Here is a 26,343-nt window from a genome sequence, read left to right as displayed (position 1 = left end):
GGCACCGCTGACACCCTAGCAATAAGAAGAGTCTGCCAATCCTTTTCCGCGCCGAAGCGTGACAAGCTCTGCCGGCTTCGGCCACCACCACCGATGAGGGCCCCACCGTGCTTGAAGCCTATCGCCAACATGTCGAGGAGCGCGCCGCCGAGGGCGTGCCGCCGAAGCCGCTGAACGCCGAGCAAGTCGCCGCACTGGTCGAGCTGCTGAAGAACCCGCCCGCCGGCGAGGAAGAGTTCGTTCTCGACCTGCTCACCAATCGCGTTCCACCCGGCGTCGACGAGGCGGCCTACGTCAAGGCCGGCTTCCTCACCGCCATCGCCAAGGGCGAGGCCGAGTCGCCGTTGATCGACAAGGTACACGCGGTCAAGCTGCTGGGGACCATGCAGGGCGGCTACAACATCGTCTCCCTGGTCGAGTTGCTCGACGACGATGAACTCGCCAAGGAGGTGGGCGAGCAGCTCAAGCACACCCTGCTGATGTTCGATGCCTTCCACGACGTGGAAGAGCGCGCCAAGGCGGGCAACGCTGTGGCCAAGGATGTCATCCAATCCTGGGCCGAGGCGGAGTGGTTCCTCTCAAAGCCCGCCCTTGACGAGAAGATCACCCTGACCGTGTTCAAGGTGCCCGGCGAGACCAACACCGACGACCTCTCACCCGCCCCGGATGCCTGGTCGCGCCCCGATATCCCGGTGCACGCCAACGCCATGCTCAAGAACGAGCGAGACGGCATCGAGCCGGAGGAGCCCGGCGTCAAGGGCCCGCTCAAGCAGATCGAGGAAGTGAAGGCCAAGGGCTTCCCGGTCGCCTACGTAGGTGACGTGGTCGGCACCGGCTCCTCGCGCAAGTCCGCCACCAACTCGGTGCTGTGGTTCTTCGGCGACGACATTCCCAACGTGCCCAACAAGCGCGCCGGCGGCTTCTGCTTCGGCGGCAAGATCGCGCCGATCTTCTTTAATACCATGGAAGATTCCGGCGCCCTGCCGGTGGAAATGGACGTCTCCGCCCTCGATATGGGCGACGTCATCGACGTCTATCCCTACGAGGGCAAGGTATGCAAGCACGGCACCGACGAGGTGCTGACCACCTTCGAGCTCAAGACCCAGCTGATCCTCGACGAGGTCCGCGCCGGCGGCCGCATCCCGCTGATCATCGGCCGCGGCCTGACCACCAAGGCGCGTGAGTCGCTGGGCCTGGCGCCCTCTGACGTCTTCCGCCTGCCCGAGCAGCCCAAGGACACCGGCAAGGGCTTCACCCTGGCCCAGAAGATGGTCGGCAAGGCCTGCGGCCTTGAGGGCGTGCGCCCGGGCATGTACTGCGAGCCGAAGATGAGCACCGTGGGCTCCCAGGACACCACCGGTCCGATGACCCGCGACGAGCTCAAGGACCTGGCCTGCCTCGGCTTCCAGGCCGACCTGGTGATGCAGTCCTTCTGCCACACCGCCGCCTACCCGAAGCCGGTGGACGTGGACACCCACCACACCCTGCCCGACTTCATCATGAACCGCGGCGGCGTCTCGCTGCGTCCGGGCGACGGCATCATCCACAGCTGGCTGAACCGCATGCTGCTGCCCGACACCGTGGGCACCGGCGGCGACTCCCATACCCGCTTCCCGCTGGGCATCTCCTTCCCGGCAGGCTCGGGCCTGGTGGCCTTCGCCGCCGCCACCGGCGTGATGCCGCTGGACATGCCGGAGTCCGTGCTGGTGCGCTTCAAGGGCAAGCGTCAGCCAGGCGTCACGCTGCGTGACCTGGTCCACGCCATCCCCTACTACGGCATCAAGAACGGCCTGCTGACCGTCGAGAAGTCCGGCAAGAAGAACGCCTTCTCCGGCCGCGTGCTGGAGATCGAGGGCCTCGAGGAGCTCACCGTCGAGCAGGCCTTCGAGCTCTCCGACGCCTCCGCCGAGCGCTCTGCCGCGGGTTGCACCATCACCCTGTCCGAAGACAGCGTGGCCGAGTACCTCAAGTCCAACATCACCCTGCTCAAGTGGATGATCGCCAACGGCTACGGCGACCGTCGCACCATCGAGCGCCGCATTCAGGGCATGGAGGAGTGGCTCGCCAACCCGAGCCTGATGCGCGCCGACCAGGACGCCGACTATGCCGAGGTCATCGAGATCGACCTCGAGGAGCTCAAGGAGCCGGTACTCTGCGCGCCGAACGATCCGGACGATGCCCGCCTGCTCTCCGACGTGGCCGGCGAGAAGATCGACGAGGTCTTTATCGGCTCGTGCATGACCAACATCGGTCACTTCCGTGCCGCGGGCAAGCTGCTCGAGAAGCAGCCGGCCGGCAGCCTGAAGACCCGCCTGTGGCTGGCACCGCCGACCAAGATGGACCAGCATCAGCTGACCGAAGAGGGCTACTACGGCATCTACGGCCGCGCCGGAGCACGCATGGAGATGCCGGGCTGCTCACTGTGCATGGGCAACCAGGCCCGGGTCGCCGCCAAGAGCACCGTGGTCTCCACCTCGACCCGAAACTTCCCCAACCGCCTGGGTGACGGGGCCAACGTCTACCTCGCCTCCGCGGAGCTGGCGGCCGTAGCGGCCGTGGAAGGCCGTCTGCCCAGCGTCGACGAGTATCGCCGCTACATGAGTGAATTCGACGCCATGGCCAGCGAGATCTACCGCTACATGAACTTCCACGAGATCGAGGAGTATCAGAACGCCGCTTCCAACGTGATTCCGATCGCACAGGAAGCCTGATCAGCAGTATTCTGATATCCTCAGGTTCGACTCCGATGCTCGCAACATCGAAGGCCGCCGTCCGCGGCGGCCGGAGCCGATGAACGAAGCGCCCCATTCGGGGCGCTTTTTTTATTCTGCTCCGTCCAGATTGACTGACCTGCCAAAGCGCTTTTCCCACCAAAGGGGACTTCCGTTCTGCCTGGACCATGGCATCATCACCGGATCGCCCACGACACGAGGAGCCTCACCGTGAGCCATATCATCACACCGGACATCTGCGACGCCTACCCCGAAGTGCAGGTGCTCGATCCGATCTTCGTCAACGTCGGTGGCCTCGAGGCTTTCGCCGGGCCGATCCGCACCGTCAAATGCTTCGAGGACAACTCCCTGGTCAAGCAAGCGGTGGCCGAGCCCGGCGACGGCGCCGTGCTGGTCGTCGATGCCGGCGGCTCGACCCGCTGCGCAATGCTGGGCGATATGCTGGCCGAACAGGCCGCCGGTCATGGCTGGGCCGGGGTGGTGATGTACGGCTGCGTGCGTGACGTCGACATACTGGCCGAGACCGAGCTCGGCATCCAGGCCCTGGGCGCCCATCCACGCAAGAGCGAGAAACGCGGCGAGGGACAGCGTGACATCCCGGTGAGTTTCGCCGGCGTCACCCTGACCCCAGGCCAGTGGCTGTATGCCGACAACAACGGCATTCTGGTCGCCGAGGAGCAGCTGGACCTGGAGCGCTAAACTGCGCCGAAGCCCGCGGTAACAGGCACTTGCCCGTGGCAGGCAAGTGCTGTCACTCTGATGTCATGTTCTCTTCCTGCACCTGTCCATGCTACCCCTGCCACGACTGAGCGGCGATGTGCTGCGCACCCTGCGCGAGCATCTGCGTCCGCTGATCGCCTATCACCTCTTCTTCACGCTGCTGGCCTCGAGCCTGCTGCTGCCGGCCGTCGGCTGGACACTCTCGGGCCTGCTTTCCCAGTTCGGCCGTCCGGTGATCACCAACAACGAACTGATCGCCCTGCTGATGAGCCCGAGTGGACTGCTCTGGCTGCTGGTCGCGGTGGGACTGACCTTTCTGGTGCTCTACCTGCAGCAATCCGGTATGATCCTGGTGGCGGTACGCCCCCGGGACCACCATGTCCGTCTGGCCTTCGAGGCCCTCTGGGCCACGCTGCGCCGTCTGCCGGCCATCAGCGGCCTGGTGGTACTCCAGGTGGGGACCCAGCTGCTGCTGCTGATCCCGCTGGCGCTGAGCCTCGCCTGGCTTCATGACCTCTTCCTGGGGGGGCTGGATGCCTACTTCGTGCAAAACATGCGCCCCCCCGCCTTCTGGGCCTTTCTCGGCAGCAGCCTGGTACCGGTACTGGCCTGGTTCCTGCTGGCCGGGACCCTCTATGTCCGCTGGCACCTGGCCCTGCCGGCGCTGACCCTGGAGGGGCTATCGCCGCCGGCGGCACTCGCGCGCAGCGTACAATTGACTCGAGGCCGCGGGCACCATATAGCCGCTGCGGTGGTTTTGTTGCTGCTGGGTATCATCATGCTGCCCCTCCTGGCCACGGCACTATTCGACTGGATCGTCACGCCGCTGCTGTGGTGGCTACCCGAACGCAACGCCGTGCTGGTCCCAGCCATGCTCGCCTACCTCACCGCCTACCTGCTGATCGCCTTGGCTATCACCTTCGGCGGCATTGCCGCCAATGCCCTCCAGGCTACCTGCCTCTACCTGCACCTGGCCCATCGTGAGCCAAGGCCCGAGCCACCGCCGCCCGGCACCCACCCAGGGCGTCTGGCCTGGGCCGTCGAGCTCGCCGTCGTGCTGTTCGCCATCGGCCAAGCGTGGCTGATCGTCAACCGCTTCGAGATCCGCGACGAGGTCACCATCATCGCCCATCGCGGCAGCTCGCTGAAGGCGCCGGAGAACACCATGGCCGCGGTGGAACAGGCGATCCGGGACCGATCCGATGGCATCGAGATCGACGTGCGCCTCACCGCCGACGGGGAGGTGGTCCTCTACCATGACGAGAGCCTCAGACGACTGGCCGGCGACAACCGCCGGGTCGGCGCCCTGACGAAAGCGGAACTTGCCGAGGTCGATGTGGGTAGCTGGTTCGGTGATCCCTTCATCGGCGAGCCGATTCCGGGGCTGGACGAGGTCCTGGCGGCGGTACGCGGACGCGCCAGCCTGATGATCGAGCTCAAGCCCGACCCCGGCCGGGAGCTGGAACTGGTCGATGCGGTCCTCGACGACCTGAAAAGGGAGCGAGAAGTGCGTCGCACCTGTCGGTACCGCGCCGAGGATCGGGTGACCGCACTGGCCTGCGGCGATCCAGACATCATGAGGGACATGTTTGTCGCCGCCATGTCGCCCTGGCTGTTGCGCGAGGCCAAGCGTCGCGAGCCCAGCCTGCGCACCAGCCTGCTGGCCCAGCTGGTGATGTCGGGCACCCTTGAACGCCAGGGCTTCGATGCCCTGGCCCTGCGTCACAACCGCATCGACGAAGAGGAGGTACGCCTCGCCGGGTACTACGGCTACGAGCTGCACGCCTGGACCATCAATGATCGCACCCGGATGTCCCAGCTGATCGACCTGGGGGTGGATGCCATCATCACCGACCGGCCGGCCATGCTCGCCGAACTGATCGCCGAGCGCCGTCGCTTGGGCGACGGCGCCCTGCTGCTGGTCAAACTGCGCAACTGGCTGAGGAACTAGTGTCGAGATTCAGTCCCCTTCACCACGCCTTCGCGGCGTGGGTCGACGCCACTCTCACTGGCGACGGCAGCGCCAGAGAGCCAGCAGATTCAGGCAGGCAAGGATCAGCAATGCGCCGGCGGCCCAACCCAGGGAGCTAACCAGGCCCTGGAATTCGCCGGGAATGGCCTGAGGGCGATAGGTCATGCCGTAATCGACTAGGCGGCCACCGCCGTAAAGCAGCAGCGCCAGCAGGCCCAACGGCAGCGGAGAGCGCCACTGGGCGAGCCAGCAGGTCAGGCGCCAGGGTTCCGATGGCGCCTTGGCGGGCGTGGCCTTGCGAGTCCTGGACCGCGGGGCGGGCTTGGGCCTGGCCGGCGCACGGCGAGTCGAGCGCCGCGGCGGTTTTCGGCTCGCGCCCGGCAGGCGACCCGCCAGCCAGCGCGTGGCACGTACCAGACCCCAGCCCAGCGTAAAGAAGACGGACAATGCCAGCCCTCCCATCACCAGCAAGTATGCCATCCCGACAGATCCCCTTCGGCTCGTTGGAGGCGCTATCTTGCCAAATTCTCGCCGCCCCGTCGGCCAGAACCGTTTGCTCTCGTCACGGGACTACGATGACCGGCATCGGCAGGCGGGCCAGCAGGTCGGCGTCCTGCTCGGCCAGGCGGGCGAGCTGAGGGCGATGGAGCAGCAGGGCCCCGTTGTCCAGACGAGCCAGCTGCTGCTCCAGTTGCCGAGCATCGCGCGCCTGCAGGGTCTCCCTGCCGTCGAACAGGCGGGTCAACGCCTCGGCAACGGAAAGAAATTCGTCGCCGCTCGCCTCTGTGTCATCCAGGGTTCGCAGGGGGCCGCGGACGAGCGACTGGCGCTCATCCCAGATGACCACCGTGCAGGGTGCCTCAAGAATCAGAGCACGGCTGGTAGACCCCAGGCGCACGCCCCAGTGGCCCGAGAGTCCGGCCTTGCCGAGCACCAGCAGGTCACCGGGGCCGGCCAGCGACAACGCCTCGCTGACCACCCGACCCCGACTGACCTGCAACTGGTGTCGCAGCGCCCGGCCGGCCACCGCGGACTCCAGGGCCTCGGCCACGCGGCGGGCCTGCCGGGCCATGCCTGCCTCGAGATCGGACCTCGACAATCGGCGAACCCGCCCCGAGACGGCACCGATCTCCCGAGCAAAGGGGAAACCGGCACTGCCCAGCAGGTCCTGATCCTCGACGAACAACGCCACCAGCTCCGCGTGACGCAGTGCCGCGAGGTCCACCGCGGCGGCCAGTGCCGCCAGGCTGTGACGGGACGCATCGAGCAGCGCCAGCACCCGCATCACCGGGATCTCGTCATCCCCCGCCTGCCCTTCCGGGCTTGGCCGGTACGCGTCAACGTTCATCGTCCTGCTCCTCATGCTCGTCGCCATCGCCGCCCCGCTCCGCCTGGCGAGCATGCTTCACCACTTCGCGGAAATGGGCCAACCGCTCGGCCACGCGGGCATCGAGGCTGCCCTCGGGGTAGTGCCCTCGAGCGTCGGGCTCACCGGTGGGCAGGCCGGTGAGCAGCTCCAGCGCTTCGTCCACCCGTGACACGGCGAAGGCCCGGAAACGCCCCTGCTCGATCGCCTCGCGGACCTCGTCCTTGAGCATCAGATGCTCGACATTGGTCGCCGGCAGGATCACCGCCTGACCCTCGAGGTCGCCCCGGGCGCCGCAGACATCGAAGAACCCCTCGATCTTCTCGTTGACGCCACCCACCGCCTGGACTCGACCGTGCTGGTCGATGGAGCCGGTGACGGAGAAGGCCTGGTCGAGCGGCACCCGGGCGATGGCCGAGACCAGGGCACACACCTCGGCCACCGAGGCACTGTCACCCTCGATCCCGCCATAGGACTGTTCGAAGGCCAGGCTCGCGGAGAGCGAGAGCGGCTCCTCCCCCGCGTAGCGACTGGCCAGGTAGCGCGACAGGATCATCACCGCCTTGGAGTGGATGCGCCCGCCCATGCGCGCCTCGCGCTCGATGTCCACCACCTGGCCGTTGCCCGGACGCGCCGTGGCGGTGATGCGCGACGGCTGGCCGAAGGCATATTCGCCCAGCTGCAGCACGGAAAGGCCGTTGACCTGACCGACCGCGCGCCCCTCGGTGGCCACCATCATGGTGCCGCGCGTGATCATCTCGTGGCTGCGCTCGCGGATCCGCCCCGCACGCCAGAGCTGCTGACTGACCGCCTTTTCGACATGCCGTCGGGCGATCACCTCAGCCGCCTGTTCGCCGGCCCAGTGGTCGGCCTCCAGCAAGAGGTCCCGCAGGTCGCGATGACGCGCGGTCAGCTTGCGCTGGTCATCGGCCAGCCGGCTGGCCCGCTCGATCACGGCGGCAACGCCGCTGCGGTCCAGTGGCCGTAGGGCCGCCTCGCGGGCCAGGGTCGCCACCATGCGAGCATAGAAGGCCACGTGCTCAGGGTCACGGTCGAGTTCATCCTCCAAGTCGGCCTGGACCTTGAACAGCTCCAGGAACTCGGGGTCGTGCTCGCAAAGCAGGTAGTAGAGCAGTCGCTCGCCCAGCAGCACGACCTTGACGTCCAGCGGGATCGGCTCCGGCTCGAGGGTCACGGTGCTGATCAGCCCATAGGCCTGCTCCAGCGATTCGGTACGGATCTCACCGGCCCTGAGTACACGCTTGAGCGTTTCCCAGGCCCCCGGCTGGGTGAGCACGCCACGCACGTCCAGCACCAGGTAACCACCGTTGGCGCGATGCAGGGCGCCGGCCCGGATCAGCGAGAAGTCGGTCAGCAGGGTACCGTTGTGCACATGGTGCTCGATGCGCCCCACCAGGTGCTGATGAGTGGGCAGGTCCAGATAGATTACCGGTGCCCCGCCGGCCTCGGCGTTGTCCACCAGAAGATTGACCTGGAAGCGGCTGAACACCGCCTCCGCCGGGATGTCGGGCTCGGCGGCAATGAAGGAGTCGACATTGAACAGGATCGCCTCGCGGATGGCGTCGAGATGGGTCAGGATGCCCTCGTGCTCGGCATAGCGCTGCTTGAGCTCATCCAGCGGAGCGCCGATGGCTGACTCGAGCATCTCCGCATTGAGGGCATTGGCCTGTTCGCGCAACGCCTTGGCCAGATGTGGCATCTGGCGAATCGCCTGGGTCAGCTTGCGCTGCAGGATCTCGACGTTGGCCTCGATGCGCTCACGCTCGTCCTTCGCAAGTTTCTCGAAGGTCTCGGGCGGCATCATCTTTTCCCCATCGGCCGGCGCGAAGGTGAACCCGTTGGGGGTTGAGAGCAGCAGGATGTCGTGCTCGCGGGCCTCGCGTCTCACGGACTCGACGGCATCGCGCTGGCGCTCGCCCATGACCTCCTTGAGCTCGTGGAGACGGTTCTGGTACTCCTCGCTCTCGAACACGGCCGGAATGGCACTGCGCAGTTCCTCAACCAGCGCCTCCAGGTCAGTGTGCAGCTGACGGCCCAGCCCGGGGGGCAGCGATAGGGCCAGGGGAACGGCGGGATCGTCGAAGTTGTAACGGTAGCACCAATCACTGGGAGGCGAGGCAGACCGGGCTTTCTCGGAGAGGAAGCTACCCACCAGGCTGTGTCGGTCGTGCCCCGGCTGGCCCAGGACGAAGAGATTGAAGCCGTCGCTGCGGATCGCGGTGCCGAAGCTCAACGCATCCCGGGCACGCTCATGGCCGACGAGAAGATCGAGCGACTCCAGCTCACTGGTAATCTCGAAACCGAAGGCATCGGTCGGACAGGTCCGGTATACCTGCGCCACCCCAAGGGGTTCCACCATGGCAGTTCTCCTTTGCAGACATGGACAGTATGCGACAAGGAGCAGGGTCCTGCGTGATGGAGATCAAGGAGAGCGGGCGCAGGAAGACCGGCAAGCACGGTCGTGCCTGCCGGAGGAGATCAACGCAGGATGTTGTGAATCACCTCGTAGATGATGTCGTTGGTGAGGTCGACCAGCACGGCGTCGGTGCCCACGCGACGCCATTCATAGCCTTCGTAGTCGGGCAGATCACGCCGCACGTGGTCGTCGAATTTCTTGGCAATACCGGGAGGCAGGGGCTTGCCGCGCTCCAGGTTCATACGGATGCCTGGCGGCAGGCTGTCGCGGTCGTCATGGCGGATAACCTCGTGCCGACTACGGAAGATCTGGCGAACCTCTCGCTCATCGATCATCGGACGGCTTGCCTCATCGTAATACCGACTCCGCTCCCTGGAGCCGTCGTGCATCCGATCACGGTCCTCGTAGCGACCGCGGTCGCTGTCTCGCGCCTGGCGCTGACCTAGGCCTTGGCCCCGCGATTCCCGGTTACTCTGGCCCTGGCCCTTCTGGCCAGGATGCTGCTGGCCCTGTTCCTTCCAGGAACCACCGCTTTGGCCCTTGCCCTGGCTGTTGCCGGGTTGTGCCAGCAGCGGGGACGCCACAAGGGTCAGGCCGAGGGCGCCAGCCATCAACAGGGAATAAAAAGCGATCGGGGTCTTCATGCAGACCTCCTCGTCGGGGCATGTCCGATTAGTCTAGTCCGACATCATGCAAGAGCAGTGCACTAAACAAGACACCCGGGCAAGCCCGGGTGTCTTTGATCACTGTCGGCGGATACACGATCAACCGAGGGTCTCACCGGCCAGCATGAACCAGGTCTCGAGAACCGCATCGGGATTGAGCGACACGGAGTCAATGCCCTGCTCCATCAGCCACTTGGCCAGATCCGGATGGTCCGAGGGACCCTGGCCGCAGATGCCGATGTACTTGCCCTGGGCGTGACAGGCCTGAATGGCCATGGCCAGCAGCTTCTTCACCGCCGGGTTCCGCTCGTCGAAGAGGTGGGCGACGATGCCGGAGTCGCGATCGAGGCCCAGCGTCAGCTGGGTAAGATCGTTGGAGCCGATAGAGAAGCCGTCGAAGTACTCGAGGAACTCCTCCGCCAGCAGGGCGTTGGCCGGCAACTCGCACATCATGATCACCTTGAGGCCCTTCTCGCCCCGCGCCAGACCGTTGGCGGCCAGCAGGTCGACTACCTCCCGGGCCTCCTCGGTGGTGCGCACGAAGGGCACCATGATCTCGACGTTGTCGAGTCCCATCACCTCGCGCACCCGCTTGAGTGCCCGGCATTCCAGCTCGAAGCAGGGCCGGAACGAGTCCGAGATATAGCGCGAGGCCCCTCGGAAGCCGAGCATGGGGTTCTCCTCGCCCGGCTCGTAGAGCTTGCCGCCGATCAGGTTCTCGTACTCGTTGGACTTGAAGTCCGACAGGCGCACGATGACCCGCTGCGGGTAGAAGGAGGCCGCCAGGGTGGCGATGCCCTCGACCAGCTTGTCGACATAGAACTCCACCGGGTCGCTATAGCCGGCAGTCCGCAGGTCGATGGTCTGCTGCAGGTCGGCGGGCAGGAGGTCATATTCGAGTAGCGCCTTGGGATGCACACCGATCATGCGGTTGATGATGAACTCGAGACGCGCCAGGCCAACACCTGCGTTGGGCAGGCTGGCGAAGCTGAAGGCACGATCCGGGTTGCCGACGTTCATCATGATCTTGAAGGGAATCTCGGGCATGGCATCGACGCTGGTCACGCGGCGATCAAACGCCAGCAGCCCCTCGTAGACGTGACCGGTGTCCCCTTCGGCACAGGAGACGGTCACGTCGCGACCGTCGGAGAGAATTTCAGTGGCATCGCCGCAGCCGACCACGGCGGGAATGCCCAGCTCGCGGGCGATGATCGCCGCGTGGCAGGTACGGCCACCGCGATTGGTGACGATGGCCGAGGCGCGCTTCATGATCGGTTCCCAGTCCGGGTCGGTCATGTCGGTGACCAGAACATCGCCGGGGAAAACCTTCTCCATGTCATCCGGGGAAAACACCACCTTGACCGCACCGCTGCCGATGCGTTGGCCAATCGCCCGACCGACCACCAGGGTGCGCCCCTTCTCCTTGAGCTGAAAGCGCTCGAGCTTGCCGCCCTCCTGCTGGGAGACCACGGTCTCGGGCCGGGCTTGGACGATATAGAGCTCGTTATCGTCGCCGTCCAGCGCCCATTCGATGTCCATGGGCCGACCGTAGTGCTCTTCGATGGTCATCGCCTGGCGGGCCAGCGCCATGATCTGCTCGTCGTTGATGCAGAAGCGTGCGCGGTCGGCCAGCGGAACGTCCACGGTTTCCACCGACTTGCCGGCGCTGGTGTCGTCGGTGTAGATCATCTTGATCAGCTTGGAGCCGAGGTTGCGTCGCAGCACCGCCGGACGCCCCGCCGCCAGGGTCGGCTTGTGGACATAGAACTCGTCGGGGTTCACCGCGCCCTGCACCACCGTCTCGCCGAGGCCCCAGGAGGCGGTGACGAAGACGGCATCGCGATAGCCGGACTCGGTATCCAGGGTAAACATGACCCCCGCAGCGCCGGTCTCGGAGCGCACCATCTTCTGGATGCCCGCGGAGAGCGCCACGTTCTCGTGGGCATAGCCGCGGTGCACCCGGTAGGAGATGGCGCGGTCATTGAACAGCGAAGCAAAGACCTCATGCACGGCACGCTTGATGTTGTCGAAGCCCTCGATGTTGAGGAAGGTCTCCTGCTGACCGGCAAAGGAGGCATCCGGCAGGTCCTCGGCAGTCGCCGAACTGCGCACAGCCACCTTGAGATTGGGATGCATCGCCGAGAGCGTCTCGTAGCTCTCGCGGAGGTAGCGTTCGAAGGTGGGCGGCAGCGGCGTGTCGATGACCCACTGACGGATCTCGGCACCGGCCCGCGCCAGTTCCGCCACGTCATCGACGTCCAGCGTGGCGAGGCGGCTGTTGATGCGCTCGTTGAGCCCTTCGTGAGAGAGGAATTCGCGGTAAGCGTGGGCCGTGGTGGCGAATCCGCCGGGTACGGTGACACCCGCGCCGGACAGGTTGGAAATCATCTCGCCGAGAGAGGCATTCTTGCCGCCCACTCGCTCGACATCATCCATGCCCAATTGATCGAACCACTGAATGTAATCGTCCATGAGAGCTCCCCGAATATCGATGACGGATGCAACATGCCGGCAGGCAACGCAAGACTCGGGCATGAAAAAGTGCAGACGACATTAACAGCGTCCCTCGGTATTCGCCATTAGTCTAAAATCGAAGTCACTGAAGGATTTTTACAACACCCGACCGAATGGCCAGGCGTCCTCCCTCTTGTCCCGACCCCGGCCAACGCCGACAATGCCCGGAATCCCACGGAAAACAGCGACTCGCCATGACGCGCACCGCCTTCTTCATCTCCGACGGCACCGGCATCACCGCCGAGAGCCTGGGACGCAGCCTGCTCGCCCAGTTCGAAAACGTCGAGATCCGTATGCTCACCAAGCCCTATATCGACTCCCTCGACAAGGCGCGAACCCTGGTGGCCATCATCGAGGCCACGGCGGTGCGCGACGGCGAGCAACCGATCATCATCGACACCATCGTCGACGAGCAGATCCGCGAGGTGATTCGCCAGGCCCCGGGCTTCAAGGTCGACATCTTCTCGACCTTCCTCAAGCCACTAGAGGAGGAACTGGAAGCCCACTCCTCCTATAGCGTCGGTCGTACCCACTCCATCGGTCGCGACGACGTCTACATGGACCGCATCCAATCGGTGCACTTCGCCCTGGACAACGACGACGGGGCCCGCACCCACCAGTACGATAAGGCCGACCTCATCCTTGTCGGCGTCTCGCGCTGCGGCAAGACGCCCACCTCGCTCTACCTGGCCCTGCAGTTCGGCATCCGCGCGGCCAACTACCCTTTAACCGAGGACGACCAGGACGAGAACGGCACCCTGAAGCTGCCGAAGGCTCTGTCACCCCATCGCCACAAGCTGTTCGGGCTGACCATCGACCCGCGACGGCTGGCAGCCATTCGCCATGAACGCCGGCCAAACAGCCGCTACAGCTCCATCGACCAATGCGTTCAGGAGGTCGAGCAGGCCGAGGGGCTCTATCGCCAGTTGCATGTTCCCTTCATCGACACCACCCGTTTCTCAGTGGAAGAAATCTCCACCCGAATGATCGCCGAAACCGGCCTGACACGGCGCTTTTCGCCAAGATAAGGCGCAAGGCAGTATGTGCCCGGCAATGCAGGTCGCGAGAATTTTCCTTGTCACTTTCTTCTTGAAACTTGTCGCTGGCCGAAGGCCAGAGGTTTGCCTTGTAGCTTGCTCCTTGAGCCTTGTAGCTACCGGACCACCCCTGCCCTTCTGAGCTTGGCGATATCGTCCTTGGAGAGGCCCATCTCGGCGAGTATTTCATCACTATCCTGCCCGAGCCGAGGGGGCGCCACCTCGCTGGTGGCGGGCTCACCGTCGAAACGCAGTGGGTTGGCGACCTGGGGGACCTTGAGTTCGCCACGCTGCAAAGTACGGCTCAGGCCACGATGACGCACCTGAGGATCGTCGAAGACCTCGGTCAGGTTATTGATGGGGCCGGCGGGGATACCGCGTGCCTCCATTTCGCTAAGCCAGTCATCGCGGTCGCGCTCGAGCAGGATCTGCTGGATCAGCGAGACCAGCACCTCCCGATTGCCGACACGGGCTCCATTGGTGGCGTAGGCGGGGTCCTCGGCCCACTCGGGATGGCCGAGCATGTCGGCAAAGCGGGCGAACTGGGCATCGTTGCCCACCGTTAACACTAGATGGCCATCGGCGCAGGCGAAGGCCTGATAGGGCACGATGTTGGGGTGGGCGTTGCCGTGGCGCTGGGGTGACTGGCCTTCGACCAGTGCGTTGAGTGCCTGGTTGGCCAGGGTGGCCACCTGGACATCGAGCAGCGCCAGGTCGATGTGCTGCCCCCGGCCGGTACGCTCGCGCTCCTGCAGGGCCGCGAGCACGCCCACCGTGGCATAGAGACCGGTCATCACATCGGTGATCGCCACGCCGGTCTTCATGGGCATGCCATCGGGCTCGCCGGAGAGGCTCATCAATCCGCCCATGGCCTGGATCATGAAGTCGTAGCCGGCCCGATGGGCATAAGGGCCGTCCTGCCCGAAGCCGGTAACCGAGCAGCCGATCAGGCGCGGATTGATCGTTCGCAGACTGGGATAGTCGAGCCCGTACTTGGCAAGGCCACCGACCTTGAAGTTCTCGAGCAGGATATCGGCACCCTTCGCCAGTGCCCTGACCAGGCCCTGTCCGTCCTCGGTGGCGATATCCACGGCCAGCGACTGCTTGCCGCGGTTGGCGCACAGGAAGTAGGCCGCCACCCGTTCGGCATCGTCCTGCTTATTCTCAAGGTCTTCTGCCAGCCAGGGCGGCCCCCAGCCGCGGGTGTCGTCGCCCCGCTTCGGGTGCTCGATCTTGATCACCCGTGCGCCGAGATCGGCGAGCAGCTGGCCGGCCCAGGGACCCGCCAATACCCGCGACAGATCCAGCACCGTGATGCCGTCAAGCGGTCCGCTCATCTCGAACTCCTCTTACCCGGTAAAGGCCTGGATGCCGGTCTGGGCGCGTCCGAGGATCAGGGCATGGACGTCATGGGTGCCCTCGTAGGTGTTCACCGCCTCGAGATTCATCACGTGACGGATCACATGGTACTCGTCGCTGATCCCGTTGCCGCCGTGCATGTCGCGGGCTTGGCGTGCGATATCCAGCGCCTTGCCGCAGTTGTTGCGCTTGATCAGCGAGATGGCCTCGGGGACCAGCTGGCCGTCGTCGATCATGCGGCCGACACGCAGTGCCGCCTGAAGGCCCAGGGTAATTTCGGTCTGCATGTCAGCGAGCTTCTTCTGGATCAGCTGATTGGCGGCCAGGGGGCGGCCGAACTGCTTGCGCTCCAGGGTATAATCGCGGGCCGCATGCCAGCATGCCTCGGCGGCGCCCATGGTGCCCCAGGCGATACCGAAGCGGGCGCGGTTGAGACAGGAGAACGGCCCCTTAAGCCCGGTAACGTTGGGCAGGCGCTGGTCGTCGGAGACCTCCACGTCCTGCATCGCGATCTGGCCGGTGATGGAGGCTCGCAAGCTGAACTTGCCCTCGATCTTGGGGGCCGTAAGCCCCTTCATGCCCTTCTCGAGGATGAAGCCGTTGACCACGCCCTCGTCATCCCGGGCCCAGACCACGAAGACATCGGCGATGGGCGAGTTGGTGATCCAGGTCTTGGTGCCGTTGAGCCGCCAGCCGCCGTCGGTGCGAGTGGCACGGGTGCTCATGCCACCGGGATCAGAGCCGTGGTCCGGCTCGGTGAGACCGAAGGCCCCCACCCACTCGCCGCTGGCCAGCTTGGGCAGATATTTCTCTCGCTGGGCCTCGCTGCCGAAGGCGTGGATCGGATACATCACCAGGCTCGACTGCACGCTCATGGCACTGCGGTAACCGGAGTCGACACGCTCCACCTCACGGGCAATCAGGCCGTAGCTGACATAGTTCAGCCCGGCGCAGCCGTAGCCATCGATGGTCGCGCCAAGCAGGCCCAGCTCGCCCATCTCGTTCATGATCTCGCGGTCAAAACGCTCGTAACGATTGGCCTCCAGCACCCGCGGCAGCAACTTCTCCTGGCAATAGTCGTGGGCGGTCTGGAGGACCATGCGCTCGTCTTCGGAAAGCTGATCGACGAGACGGAAGGGGTCGTCCCAGGTGACGGGAGTGATCTGGCTCATGGGATATCCTCGGTTGGCGCGCTAATAATTTCTACATTTTCATTAAATGTAGACCAAGAGGGCGTATCTGCCAAGCCCCGCCGACGAAAAAATTCCCCCGACCATCCTGGTCGAGACACCGCTACCGACTTACGGATAACGGGCCAAGACGCGACGAATCTGCCACCAGGCAAGCAATGCGACCAGCAGGTTGGCGGCAAGCATCCCGGCGAAGACCCCGGTGCTACCGGCCAACCGGCCGCCCAACCAGGCCAACGGCACGGTCAGGGCGAAGAGCCTGACCACCGAGAGTCGCATGGCCCGAGCGGGACGGTGCAGGGCGTTGAAGGAGGAGACCGCGAGGATCACCACACCCTGGGCGCCGAGGCCAAGTGGCACCAGCCACAAGAAGCTGCGAAGCACCTCCCCTACCGTCTCGCGCTGGGCATAGCCGGCCACCAGCCAGGGCGCCAATAGCTGCAGCACTCCCCAGACCAGCAGCTGCCAGGCCAGCACGAAGACGAAGCAGCCCAGGATCGCCCGGCGGACCCGGTCATGCTGGCCAGCGCCGGCATTCTGGCTGACCAGCGGCGACAGGGTCATGGAGAGCGCCAGCACGGCGATCAGGGAGATGGCCTCGATGCGCGACCCGACACCGAAACCTGCTACCGCATCATGACCATGACCGGCCACGATGCGGGTTATCAGCCCCAGGGCGATGGGCGTGAAGACGCTGGTGACGGCAGCCGGACCTGCGATACGACCCAGCTCCCGCCAGGACGCTAGAAGACCTCGCCCTGTCAAGCCGGCTAGATCGAAGAGCTCGCGAAGCTCACGCTGGAAGACCAGCACACCGGCCATGAACCCCCAGCTCAACACCGTGGCAAGCGCCGCGCCGGAGACACCCATGGCCGGAAAAGGCCCGACGCCGAAGATCAGCCACCAGTCCAGCAGCACGTTGATGCCGGCCGCCAGCGCCATCGTCAGCCCCTGGGTAGCGGTATTGCCGTGGGCGCGCAGGATGCTGTTGAGCACCCTCGGCACGATCACCGCCGCCGCCCCCAGATACCAGATGCCCATATAATCGCGGATATGCGGCATCAGCAGGTCATCGGCGCCCATCAGACGGAACAACGGTTCCAGGGTGGCCAATCCCAGCAGGGTCATGCACAGCCCCACCACCACTGCCAGCAGGGCCGCATCGGTGGCTCGGCGTCGCACCGTGCCGAGCTCGCCCTGCCCCAGCCGGCGAGCCACCACCGCCGAGGTCCCGATCCCCAGGCCGATGGCCAGGCTGATCACCGTGAATACCACCGGAAAGGTGAAGGCCACCGCCGCCAGTTCCTCGGTGCCGAGGCGCGAGATGAACCAGGTATCCACCAGGTTGAAGCTCATCATGGCGATCATGCCGCCGACCACCGGCAGGCTCTTGCGCAACAGCGTCAGGCCAATGGGCCCTTCGAGCAGCTCGCGGCGGGCGGGACGGGAGCGGGATGCGGGGGGTGGGGAGGGTGAAGCGGATGCGCTCATGGAGGCTCTCGACGGAAACGGGCACTGGATTGTGCCGCTTCCCCGGATCGAGAGCAAAGTGAACCAAGCGCCGAGCAGGATGGTGATCGCGCACCATTATGGCAACACAGGAAAACCTCCAGCAGACTCGCCTGCTGGAGGTTTTTCTTGGCTGCTTGGCTTTGGCTGCTTGGCTTTGGCTGCTTGGCTGCCCGGCGCTTAAGAATCCTCGCCCTGGCGGTAGAGGGTCTGGATACTGGAGAAATCGAGCTGCCCGCTGCCCTGGGCACTGTGCAGTGCGAAGAGATTGCGCGCCTGTGAGCCCATGGGCACGGTGGACTTCGAACCCAGTGCCAGATCCCAGGCCAAGCCCAGATCCTTGGCCATCAGATCGGTAAGGAACCCGCCCTGGTAGTCCCGGGAAGCGGCGGCGCCTTCCATCACCCCCGGCCAGGGGTTGTAGACGTTGAGCGCCCAGTTACCACCGCTACTCTGCTTCATGATCTCGGAGAGCACGGCCGGATCCATGCCGTTCTTCACGCCCAGCGCCAGGGCCTCGGCGGTACCCGACATCAGGATGCCAAGCAGCATGTTGTTGCAGATCTTGGCCACCTGCCCCGACCCCACGTCGCCGGCGTGGAAGATGTTCTTGCCCATGGCCTCAAGCAAAGGCTTGGCCTGTTCGAAACCGGCCGCCTCGCCGCCGACGATGAAGGTCAGGGTGCCGGCCTTGGCACCGCCCACCCCGCCTGAGACCGGCGCGTCCAGGTAGGTGAAGCCGCGTTCGGCGGCGGCAGAGCCCACCTGGCGAGCATCGTCAGGTGCGATGGTCGAGGAATCGACAATTAGCGGCTTGCCTTCCAGGGTATCGAGCAGCCCCGGGGCGCCATCGCGGCCCATGTAGAGCCCCTTGACGTGCGCCCCGGCCGGCAGCATGGAGACGACCACATCCGCCCCGTTGGCAGCTGCCTCGGCGCTGGCGGCGCGCTTGGCACCCTCGGCTTCCAGAGTCTGGATAGCGCTCTCGACCAGGTCGAAGACGGTAACGTCATAGCCGGCCTTGACCAGGTTGATGGCCATGGGCGCACCCATGTTGCCGAGGCCGATAAAGGCGATATTCATATTTAAACTCCTTGTTGTTGATAGTTTGAATCGTTCAAAACGCAGTGGACTGCCGGTAAGAGCTTTGCTTGCAAAGCGATGCTCGGTGTTCTCTCCAGCAAACCTTCGCGCTGCAAGCAGCGCTCCTACGACGCCGTTGGCTGAACCGGGCGCTTCTGCAACCCTTCCGTGGCTTCAGCCAACCCGATGGCCGACGCCGAGGTCGCGCAGGGGATGTGACTCACTGGACCAGGGTGGGGTCACCAGGGCCTGGATATCGGCATGAGGGACCCCGGCCACGCTTTCGTGCTGCCAGCGTGGCGATTTGTCCTTGTCGACCAGCAGCGCGCGCACTCCCTCGACAAAGTCTCCCTGGCGGCAGCACTGTACCGACAGGCCGAGTTCATCACGGAAGGCATCGGCAAGACTGGTGTGGTCATGTCGCTCGAGCATGCGCCACACCAGCTGGGCACTCATCGGACAGCCGACTTCGAGACGCGCGCGGTTGGCGGCGAGCCAGCCGTCGTCGGTGGTGTCACGCAGTATTCGCCTGACGGCCGTGGCGGCATCCACCCGCCCCACCAGCGCCTGGAGATGGTCGAGGTGCGGCCACACCTGGCCGGCGGGCGCGGCGCTGCGATCCTCGTGGTCATCGAGTGCCGTCTGTACGCCGGCACGCAGGGTGGGCAGGCTGCGGTCGCCGTAATCGGCCTCGACCAGAGCACCGAGCAACGCATCACGGCGTTCGCGGGGAATGAAGCGGTCAGCCATCCCCAGATCCAAGGCATCCCGGGCATTGAGCTGAGCCCCGGTCAGGCCCAGGTAGGCACCCACTCCGGGGGGCATGCGGCCCAGGAACCAGCTGGCACCGATGTCGGGATAAAGCCCTATGGTGATCTCCGGCATGGCGATGCGCGTGGTCTCGGTGACCAGGCGCTGAAAGCCACCGGCCATCAACCCCAGGCCGCCGCCCATGACGATACCGTCGCCCCAGACCATCAACGGCTTGGGGTAAGTGTGGATGCGGTAGTCGAGGCGATACTCCGCAGAGAAGTAGGTCTCGGCGAAGATGCCGTCGCGGCCGGCACCGCGGTTCTCGCCCTCCTCGGTCAGCGAGCGGTAGAGCGCCACCACGTCACCGCCGGCACAGAAGGCCTTGTCGCCGCTGCCCTCGAGCCACACCGCCACCACGCTGCGGTCCACCGCCCAGGCCTCGAGCTTGGCCTCGAGCTGGCGGATCATCTCCAGCGACAGGGCGTTGAGCGATTTCGGTGCGTTGAGGGTGGCCACGCCAATGCGGCCACCATCTCGGGTGGGCAGCTCGTCGAAGAGTACTGCAAGATCCGACATCTAGGGTCTCCTATTGCAAGGATTCGATGACGCCGTCGGCCAGCAGGCGACGGGCGACGATCAGGCGCATGATCTCATTGGTACCCTCGAGAATCTGATGCACTCGGGTATCACGGACCAGACGCTCCAGGGGGTATTCACGGATGTAACCATAGCCGCCATGCAGTTGAAGGGCCTCGTTGCAGACAGTGAACCCCATGTCGGTAGCGAAGCGCTTGGCCATGGCGCAGTGTGCCGTGGCTTCGGGGTCGCCCTGGTCGAGCCGCCAGGCGGCATGACGCACCATCAGCCGCGCGGCAGTCAATTCGCTGGCCATGTCGGCGAGCTTGAACTGCAGGGCCTGGAAGCTCGAGAGCTCGCGCCCGAACTGCTTTCGCTCGGCGAGGTAGTCCCGCGACAGGGTAAGCGCCTGCTGGGCCGCCCCCAGGGAGCAGCTGGCGATGTTCAGACGTCCACCATCCAGCCCCTTCATGGCGAACTTGAAGCCCTCCCCCTCGGCACCCAGACGATTGGTGACCGGCACACGCACGCCGTCGAAGCTGACCAGGCATGTTGGCTGGCTCTTCCAGCCCATCTTCTCCTCGTTCTTGCCGTACTCGACACCCGCGGCATCGGCCGGCACCACGATGGCCGAGACGCCACTGGCGCCACTTCCGGGCTCGCCGGTACGGGCCATGACAACCAGTACCTCAGTGGCCCCCGCGCCGGAGATGAACATCTTGGAACCGCTGATGACATAGTCGTCACCGTCACGCACCGCCCGAGTCCGCAGGCTGGCGGCGTCGGAACCTGCACCGGGTTCGGTGAGGCAATAGGAGCCAAGCGCCTCACCGGCTACCATGGCCGGCACCCAGGCTTCACGCAAGGCATCGTCGCCCCAGCTGGCGATCATCCAAGTCACCATGTTGTGGATAGTCAGGTAGGCGGTGGTAGAGACGCAGCCCTGGGCCAGTTGCTCGAAGATCAGCGAAGCTTCCAGGCGCGAAAGGCCCAGACCGCCGTGTTCTTCCGGGGTATAAATGCCGAGGAACCCCGCCTCGCCCGCCCGGCGGATTACATCCACCGGAAAGTGGGAGCGGGCGTCCCAGTCGGCGGCATGCTCGACCAGTTCGGCCCTCGCGAAGTCGGCGGCGGCCGCAGCCAGCGCCTTCTGGTCATCGGTCAGGGAGAAGTCCATGGGGATTCCTCTTGTTCAGCAATGAGTGGGTAACGTCTTGTGGTTGTTGTCCTGGCCGCTCTGATCCGGGACAGGTCGCGTGGACATCCCGGCGGCATCATCGCCTATTGCGACTGGACACCAACCTAGCACTTGCTAGGTTTATCCCATATCACCCCATGGTCGAACAAGCACTTTACGTTAACGTAAAGCTCGTCTAGTGTTGCCAGACGAGGTGGAAAACCGCCGGTTCACCACCCGGCCACAGGATCGACGTCATGACACAGCCAACCGCTCCGGCCAATGAGGCCAGTCAGGAGGAACTGCCTCGCCAGCACCGACACTACACCATCGGTGAGCTGGCGAGGATGTTCGAGGTCACGCCGCGCACCATCCGCTTCTACGAGCAGGAAGGCCTGCTGGCCCCGCGACGCGAAGGGCAGAAGCGCATCTACCGCGAGAAGGACCGGGTGCGCCTGAAACTGACCCTGCGTGGCAAGCGGTTGGGATTCTCGCTGGCCGAGATTCGCGAGGTGGTGATGATGTACGACGCCATGCCCGACGGCAACGCGCGCCAGCTGTTGCGACTGCTGGAGATACTGGCCGACAAGCGGGCCAATCTCGAGCGGCAGTTGGAGGACATCCGCCTGATGCGCATGGAGCTCGACGACGTGGACCACCGTGCCCGGGAGGTACTGCGCAGCCTCGGCCAAGAAGACTGAGCAGCGAGCCAAGTACCCGAGCGAAAAGCAACCCACGACGTCATCACCCGTTTCACGCACACCGCCACAGGCGGCAACAAGACGAGAAACATCATGACACGCCAACATCAAACGATCAGCTATGTCAGCGGCACCAGCAATACCCCCCTCAAGGGCCAGACCATCGGTGACTGCTTCGACGATACCGTGGCGCGCTTCGCCGAGCGCGATGCCCTGATCAGCCGACACCAGCAGCTACGCTACAGCTGGAAGACACTGCAGCAGGCCGTCGACGAGGCGGCCCGCGCACTCCTGGCCTTGGGAGTGGACAAGGGCGACCGGGTCGGCATCTGGTCACCCAACTGTGCCGAATGGACCATCACCCAGTTCGCCACGGCGAAGATCGGCGCCATCCTGGTCAACATCAATCCCAGCTATCGCACCCACGAGCTCGAGTACGCTCTCAAGCAGTCCGGCGCTTCGACGCTGATCCTGCAGGGCTCCTTCAAGGCCTCCGACTATGTTGCCACCCTGGCCGAGCTGGCCCCTGAACTGCGTGACGGTGGGCCCGGCACCTTTTCCAGCGCCAAGCTGCCCGACCTCAAGCGCGTGATCTGTCTCGACGCCGATCGCGCCCTGACCGGCATGCTCAGCTGGCAGTCGATGCTCGCCCACGCCGACGAGGTCTCCGCCGAGCATCTGGCCGATGTCCAGGCCAGCCTGCAGTTCGACGACCCGATCAACATCCAGTACACCTCGGGAACCACAGGCGCGCCCAAGGGGGCCACCCTCTCCCATCACAACATCCTCAACAACGGCTTCTTCGTGGCCCGCACCATGAACCTCAGCGAAAAGGATCGTATGGTGATCCCGGTGCCGCTCTATCACTGCTTCGGCATGGTGATGGGTAATCTGGGCTGTGTGACCCACGGCGCCACCATGATCTATCCCGGCGACGGCTTCGAGCCGGAAGCGACGTTGCTTGCTGTCTCCGAAGAGAAGGCCACCACCCTCTACGGGGTGCCGACCATGTTCATCGCCGAGCTGGAGCATCCGGAGTTCGAGTCCTTCGATCTCTCCAGCCTGCGCACCGGCATCATGGCTGGCTCCATCTGCCCCATCGAAGTGATGCGCAATGTCATCGACCGGATGAACATGCAGGACGTCACCATCTGCTACGGCATGACCGAAACCAGCCCGGTGAGCACCCAGACCCAGACCGACGCCCCGCTGGAAAAGCGCGTCACCACGGTGGGCACCATCCACCCCCACCTTGAGGTCAAGCTGGTCAGCCCGGATACCGGCGCCGTGATGCCCCGAGGCGAGACCGGCGAGCTCTGCACCCGCGGTTACAGTGTGATGCTCGGCTACTGGAACAACCCGGAAGCGACCGACAAGGCCATCGACAAGGCCGGCTGGATGCACACCGGCGATCTCGCCACCATGGATGCCGAGGGCTATGTGTCGATCGTCGGGCGCATCAAGGACATGATCATCCGCGGCGGCGAGAACATCTATCCCCGCGAGATCGAGGACTTCCTCTACACCCATCCGGCCATATCGGACGTGCAGGTGATCGGCGTGCCCGACGAAAAATACGGCGAGGAGGTGATGGCCTGGGTCAAGCTGAGCGAGGGTGAGTCGCTCAGCGAGGAGGAACTCAAGGCCTTCTGCAAGGGCCAGATCGCCCACTACAAGGTTCCGCGCTACGTGAAATTCGTCGACGACTTCCCGATGACCGTCACCGGCAAGATCCAGAAGTTCAAGATGCGCGAGGAGGCTACACACGAGTTGGGGCTGTGACCCGGGCTGCGCCCGGGAGCGGTAAGCCATAAGCTTGAAGCTAGAAGAGAAAACCCCGCAGCCTCAAAAGCCCGCGGGGTTTTCTTATGGCTTACAGCTTACGGCTAGTCCCGAAGGGACGGTCACAGCCCTTTGGGCGCATAGATGCCCGGGGCATTCCGCCAGTAGCCCATATAGTCCATGCCGAAACCGAAGACATAGCGGTCGGCGACTTCCAGGCTGCAGTAGTCGGCCCTGAGCCCGGGCACCGCCTTGCGCTCGTGCTGCTTGTCAACCAGCACCGCGGTAGAGATGCTCGCTGCTCCCGCCTGCCGGCAGTAATCGAGAATGGCGGCCAGCGTAGCGCCCTCGTCGAGGATGTCATCGACGATCACCACATGGCGCCCGGCCATAGGCACTTCCGGGGAGACTCGCCAGAACAGCTCGCCACCTCGCAGGCCACCCCGATAGCGAGTAGCGTGGAGATAGTCGACCTCCAGCGGAAAGCCCAGACGAGTCAGCAGGTGGCCGGTGGTGATCAACCCACCGTTCATCACGCAGTAGAAGACCGGCAGGCGGTCACCCAGATCGCGGGTGATCTCGTCGGCCATGCGGTCCAGTGCGCGCTCGACCTCGGGCTGCGAGATCAGGCAGTCGGCATTGTCCATGACATCACGCATGTCGCTCAGGGACGTCAGGGAATCGGCATCGAGTCGGGACATCATCGGTCGGCTCTTGAAGGGAGTCGGAGAATCGGGAAGGCGTTTCAGCCCGCGGCCATCGCCTCGAGCCGCGCATGGATGCGACGCCAGCGCGAGAGGGCCTCCAGCGTCTTGAGGTCGGGACGGGCCCGGCCGTAGCGCAGGCGCATGGCGCGACGCGCCTGGCGTCCTCGGCAAGCATCCAGCACTTCGTGGGCTGCGCTGCGGTCATTGCACACCAGCAGCATGTCGCACCCCGCTGCCAGCGCCAGCCGGGCCCGCTCTGCGGGCGTACCGGCGGAGGCCGCTCCGGTCATGCTCAGGTCGTCGGAGAAGATCACACCCTTGAAGCCAAGGCTCTCGCGCAGCATGCCCAGCCAGGCCGGGGAGAAACCCGCCGGACGCGAGTCGAAATCGGGATAGACGACATGTGCAGGCATCACCGCATCGAGCCGGGGCGCCAGTGCGGCGAAGGGCAGGAGGTCGTGCCGGCGCAACTCTTCCAGGGAACGCCCATCCACTGGCAGCTCATGATGCGAGTCGGCCGCCACGCCCCCGTGGCCCGGGAAATGCTTGCCTACGGCCACCATGCCCGCCTCGTGCAGGCCATCGAGGAAGGCGCGGCCGAGGCGGGCCACCGCCTGAGGGTCCGAGGAGAAGCTGCGATCGCCGATCACGCTGGAGGTGCCGCCGTCTACATCCAGTACCGGCGCGAAGGAGAGATCGAGGCCACAGGCTGCCAGCTCCATGCCCAGCAGCCAGCCGGCATCCTGAGTTAGCCGCAGCGTCACTTCGGGCTGCTGGGCGAAGTCGCGCCCCAGGCGTCCCATGGCCGGCAGACGGGTAACACCCTCGCGCAGCCGCCGGACCCGCCCTCCTTCCTGATCGACCGCCAGCAGCAGGTCGGGGCGCACGCGTCGGACCTCGTCACACAGTGTGCGGACCTGGCTGGCCGTGGCGATATTGCGGGCGAACAGGATCACGCCCCCGACCTCGGGGCACACCAGCAGCTCGCGCTCCTCGGGGGTCAGGCTTTGGCCCTCCAGATCCAGCATCACCGGTCCGAGCATCTGGGTCATGATCGTGCCTTTGAAACATGAAAGGGGAAAGATTCTAGACCAAAGCCCCGGCACAGGACAGCCTGCCTGCGTCACGGAGTATCCGGGCATTCGGCGCCTTCCCCCGATACAATGTTGGACCGGATCCGACTGGACAGGAGTTACCCCTTTGCTCGCCGACCTTCCCCCCTTCCTGCTCTGGCCCCTGGCAGTCGTGCTGGGCCTGTGTCTCGGCAGCTTCCTCAACGTGGTGATCACCCGCCTGCCGGTGATGCTGATGCTCGGCTGGCGCGCCGAGGCCCGTGAGGCCCTGGAACTCGAGCCAGAAGACACACGCCCTTTCAACCTGCTGACGCCCCGCTCGCTGTGTCCACGCTGCGAGGCGCCCATCGCCTGGCATGACAACATCCCGCTGCTGAGCTGGTTCAAGCGGCGCGGACGCTGTGCCAACTGCCAGGCACGCATCAGCCCCCAGTATCCGCTGGTGGAGCTCGCCGGGGGCGTGCTGGCCGTGTCGGTGCTGGCACTCTTCGGGCCGACGCTGGAAGCCCTGTTCATCTTCGGCGCCTGTCTGACCCTGCTGGCCATGGCGGTAATCGACCTGCGCACCCAACTGCTGCCGGACATGCTCACCCTGCCCCTGCTGTGGACGGGGCTGCTCTACCAGCTATTGTTCCAGCCGTTGCTGCTGTCTTCGGCGGTGGTCGGCGCCATGGCCGGCTATCTGGTGCTGTGGAGCTTCTACTGGCTGTTCAAGCTGGTCACCGGCAAGGAGGGCATGGGCTACGGCGATTTCAAGCTGCTGGCCGCCCTGGGCGCCTGGCTGGGCTGGCAATACCTTCCCCTGGTACTGATCCTTTCCGCCGGGACGGGGGCCGTGGTAGGCATCCTCATCCAGCTGGCCATCCCGCGCCTGCGTGGTGCGCCCCTGCCATTCGGTCCCTGGCTGGTGATGGCCGGATGGATCGCTCTGCTGGGTGGCGAACCGCTGATGGCGCTCTATACCGGCCTGCTGTATTAAGCTCACCATGG

The 26,343-nt window shown here is 65.0% G+C and carries 20 protein-coding genes; 7 read left to right on the top strand and 13 right to left on the bottom strand.

Annotation, left to right across the window (positions count from 1 at the left end; genetic code table 11):
• Positions 1-107: 107 nt before the first annotated feature.
• The 3 genes from acnB to U5L98_RS08785 all read left to right on the top strand — a co-directional run bounded on the left by acnB (position 108) and on the right by U5L98_RS08785 (position 5,403).
• Positions 108-2,711, top strand: coding sequence for a bifunctional aconitate hydratase 2/2-methylisocitrate dehydratase (acnB, locus tag U5L98_RS08795; RefSeq protein WP_322557948.1), 2,604 nt, complete (start codon positions 108-110; stop codon positions 2,709-2,711).
• Positions 2,712-2,942: 231 nt separating this feature from the next.
• Positions 2,943-3,431 carry a ribonuclease E activity regulator RraA gene (rraA, locus tag U5L98_RS08790; protein WP_322557947.1) on the top strand — a complete coding sequence of 163 codons (489 nt, stop codon included), beginning with the start codon at positions 2,943-2,945 and terminating at the stop codon, positions 3,429-3,431.
• Positions 3,432-3,519: 88 nt separating this feature from the next.
• Positions 3,520-5,403 (top strand): glycerophosphodiester phosphodiesterase family protein, encoded by a 1,884-nt coding sequence (locus U5L98_RS08785; RefSeq protein WP_322557946.1) that lies wholly within the window; start codon positions 3,520-3,522, stop codon positions 5,401-5,403.
• Between the two features lie 54 nt (positions 5,404-5,457).
• Here U5L98_RS08785 and U5L98_RS08780 read toward each other — a convergent pair whose 3' ends face one another.
• The 5 genes from U5L98_RS08780 to ppsA all read right to left on the bottom strand — a co-directional run bounded on the left by U5L98_RS08780 (position 5,458) and on the right by ppsA (position 12,364).
• A complete protein-coding gene (locus tag U5L98_RS08780) occupies positions 5,458-5,904 on the bottom strand; it encodes a hypothetical protein (RefSeq protein ID WP_322557945.1) in 447 nt (148 codons plus the stop codon).
• A gap of 82 nt (positions 5,905-5,986) precedes the next feature.
• Positions 5,987-6,772 (bottom strand): universal stress protein, encoded by a 786-nt coding sequence (locus tag U5L98_RS08775; RefSeq protein ID WP_322557944.1) that lies wholly within the window; start codon positions 6,770-6,772, stop codon positions 5,987-5,989.
• Complete coding sequence (locus U5L98_RS08770) at positions 6,762-9,170, bottom strand: ATP-binding protein (protein ID WP_322557943.1); 2,409 nt, start codon at positions 9,168-9,170, stop codon at positions 6,762-6,764. The genes U5L98_RS08775 and U5L98_RS08770 overlap by 11 nt, the downstream gene beginning before the upstream one ends.
• Positions 9,171-9,289: 119 nt before the next feature.
• Positions 9,290-9,871: an anti-virulence regulator CigR family protein gene (locus U5L98_RS08765; RefSeq protein WP_322557942.1), complete on the bottom strand. Its 582-nt coding sequence runs from the start codon at positions 9,869-9,871 to the stop codon at positions 9,290-9,292.
• 120 nt (positions 9,872-9,991) lie between these two features.
• Complete coding sequence (ppsA, locus tag U5L98_RS08760; protein ID WP_322557941.1) at positions 9,992-12,364, bottom strand: phosphoenolpyruvate synthase; 2,373 nt, start codon at positions 12,362-12,364, stop codon at positions 9,992-9,994.
• 236 nt (positions 12,365-12,600) lie between these two features.
• Between ppsA and U5L98_RS08755 the strand changes: the two genes are divergently transcribed.
• The gene (locus U5L98_RS08755) at positions 12,601-13,434 is read left to right on the top strand and encodes a pyruvate, water dikinase regulatory protein (RefSeq protein WP_322557940.1); all 834 of its coding nucleotides are present in this window, start codon (positions 12,601-12,603) and stop codon (positions 13,432-13,434) included.
• A gap of 125 nt (positions 13,435-13,559) precedes the next feature.
• Here U5L98_RS08755 and U5L98_RS08750 read toward each other — a convergent pair whose 3' ends face one another.
• The 6 genes from U5L98_RS08750 to U5L98_RS08725 all read right to left on the bottom strand — a co-directional run bounded on the left by U5L98_RS08750 (position 13,560) and on the right by U5L98_RS08725 (position 21,090).
• Positions 13,560-14,780, bottom strand: coding sequence for a CaiB/BaiF CoA-transferase family protein (locus U5L98_RS08750; protein ID WP_322557939.1), 1,221 nt, complete (start codon positions 14,778-14,780; stop codon positions 13,560-13,562).
• A 12-nt stretch (positions 14,781-14,792) separates the two neighbouring features.
• On the bottom strand, positions 14,793-15,974 hold the full coding sequence (locus U5L98_RS08745) for an acyl-CoA dehydrogenase (RefSeq protein WP_322557938.1): 1,182 nt from the start codon (positions 15,972-15,974) through the stop codon (positions 14,793-14,795).
• A gap of 129 nt (positions 15,975-16,103) precedes the next feature.
• Entirely contained in the window at positions 16,104-17,483 is a 1,380-nt protein-coding gene (locus tag U5L98_RS08740; RefSeq protein ID WP_322557937.1) for an MATE family efflux transporter, read from the bottom strand.
• A gap of 198 nt (positions 17,484-17,681) precedes the next feature.
• Entirely contained in the window at positions 17,682-18,584 is a 903-nt protein-coding gene (gene mmsB, locus U5L98_RS08735; protein WP_322557936.1) for a 3-hydroxyisobutyrate dehydrogenase, read from the bottom strand.
• Between the two features lie 174 nt (positions 18,585-18,758).
• Positions 18,759-19,913: an enoyl-CoA hydratase/isomerase family protein gene (locus U5L98_RS08730; RefSeq protein ID WP_322557935.1), complete on the bottom strand. Its 1,155-nt coding sequence runs from the start codon at positions 19,911-19,913 to the stop codon at positions 18,759-18,761.
• Between the two features lie 10 nt (positions 19,914-19,923).
• Entirely contained in the window at positions 19,924-21,090 is a 1,167-nt protein-coding gene (locus tag U5L98_RS08725) for an acyl-CoA dehydrogenase family protein (RefSeq protein WP_322557934.1), read from the bottom strand.
• Positions 21,091-21,347: 257 nt separating this feature from the next.
• Between U5L98_RS08725 and U5L98_RS08720 the strand changes: the two genes are divergently transcribed.
• Together U5L98_RS08720 and U5L98_RS08715 are read left to right on the top strand one after the other, a co-directional pair.
• Positions 21,348-21,791 carry a MerR family DNA-binding transcriptional regulator gene (locus U5L98_RS08720; RefSeq protein WP_322557933.1) on the top strand — a complete coding sequence of 148 codons (444 nt, stop codon included), beginning with the start codon at positions 21,348-21,350 and terminating at the stop codon, positions 21,789-21,791.
• 93 nt (positions 21,792-21,884) lie between these two features.
• The gene (locus tag U5L98_RS08715; protein WP_322557932.1) at positions 21,885-23,573 is read left to right on the top strand and encodes an AMP-binding protein; all 1,689 of its coding nucleotides are present in this window, start codon (positions 21,885-21,887) and stop codon (positions 23,571-23,573) included.
• Between the two features lie 122 nt (positions 23,574-23,695).
• On the opposite strand, the gene U5L98_RS08710 is transcribed toward U5L98_RS08715, so the two are convergent.
• Both U5L98_RS08710 and nagZ read right to left on the bottom strand, forming a co-directional pair.
• Positions 23,696-24,274 carry a hypoxanthine-guanine phosphoribosyltransferase gene (locus U5L98_RS08710; RefSeq protein WP_322558929.1) on the bottom strand — a complete coding sequence of 193 codons (579 nt, stop codon included), beginning with the start codon at positions 24,272-24,274 and terminating at the stop codon, positions 23,696-23,698.
• Positions 24,275-24,318: 44 nt separating this feature from the next.
• Positions 24,319-25,332, bottom strand: a complete 1,014-nt coding sequence (gene nagZ, locus U5L98_RS08705; protein WP_322557931.1) for a beta-N-acetylhexosaminidase — start codon at positions 25,330-25,332, stop codon at positions 24,319-24,321.
• A 148-nt stretch (positions 25,333-25,480) separates the two neighbouring features.
• Here nagZ and U5L98_RS08700 point away from each other — a divergent pair, with 148 nt between their 5' ends.
• Positions 25,481-26,332, top strand: coding sequence for an A24 family peptidase (locus U5L98_RS08700; protein ID WP_322557930.1), 852 nt, complete (start codon positions 25,481-25,483; stop codon positions 26,330-26,332).
• The last annotated feature ends 11 nt before the right edge of the window (positions 26,333-26,343 follow it).

The organism is Halomonas sp., assembly GCF_034520545.1.
Classification (GTDB): Bacteria; Pseudomonadota; Gammaproteobacteria; order Pseudomonadales; family Halomonadaceae; genus Halomonas.
The sequence above is the reverse complement of the archived record's forward strand: the minus strand, read 5'-3'. Positions and strand labels throughout refer to the sequence as shown.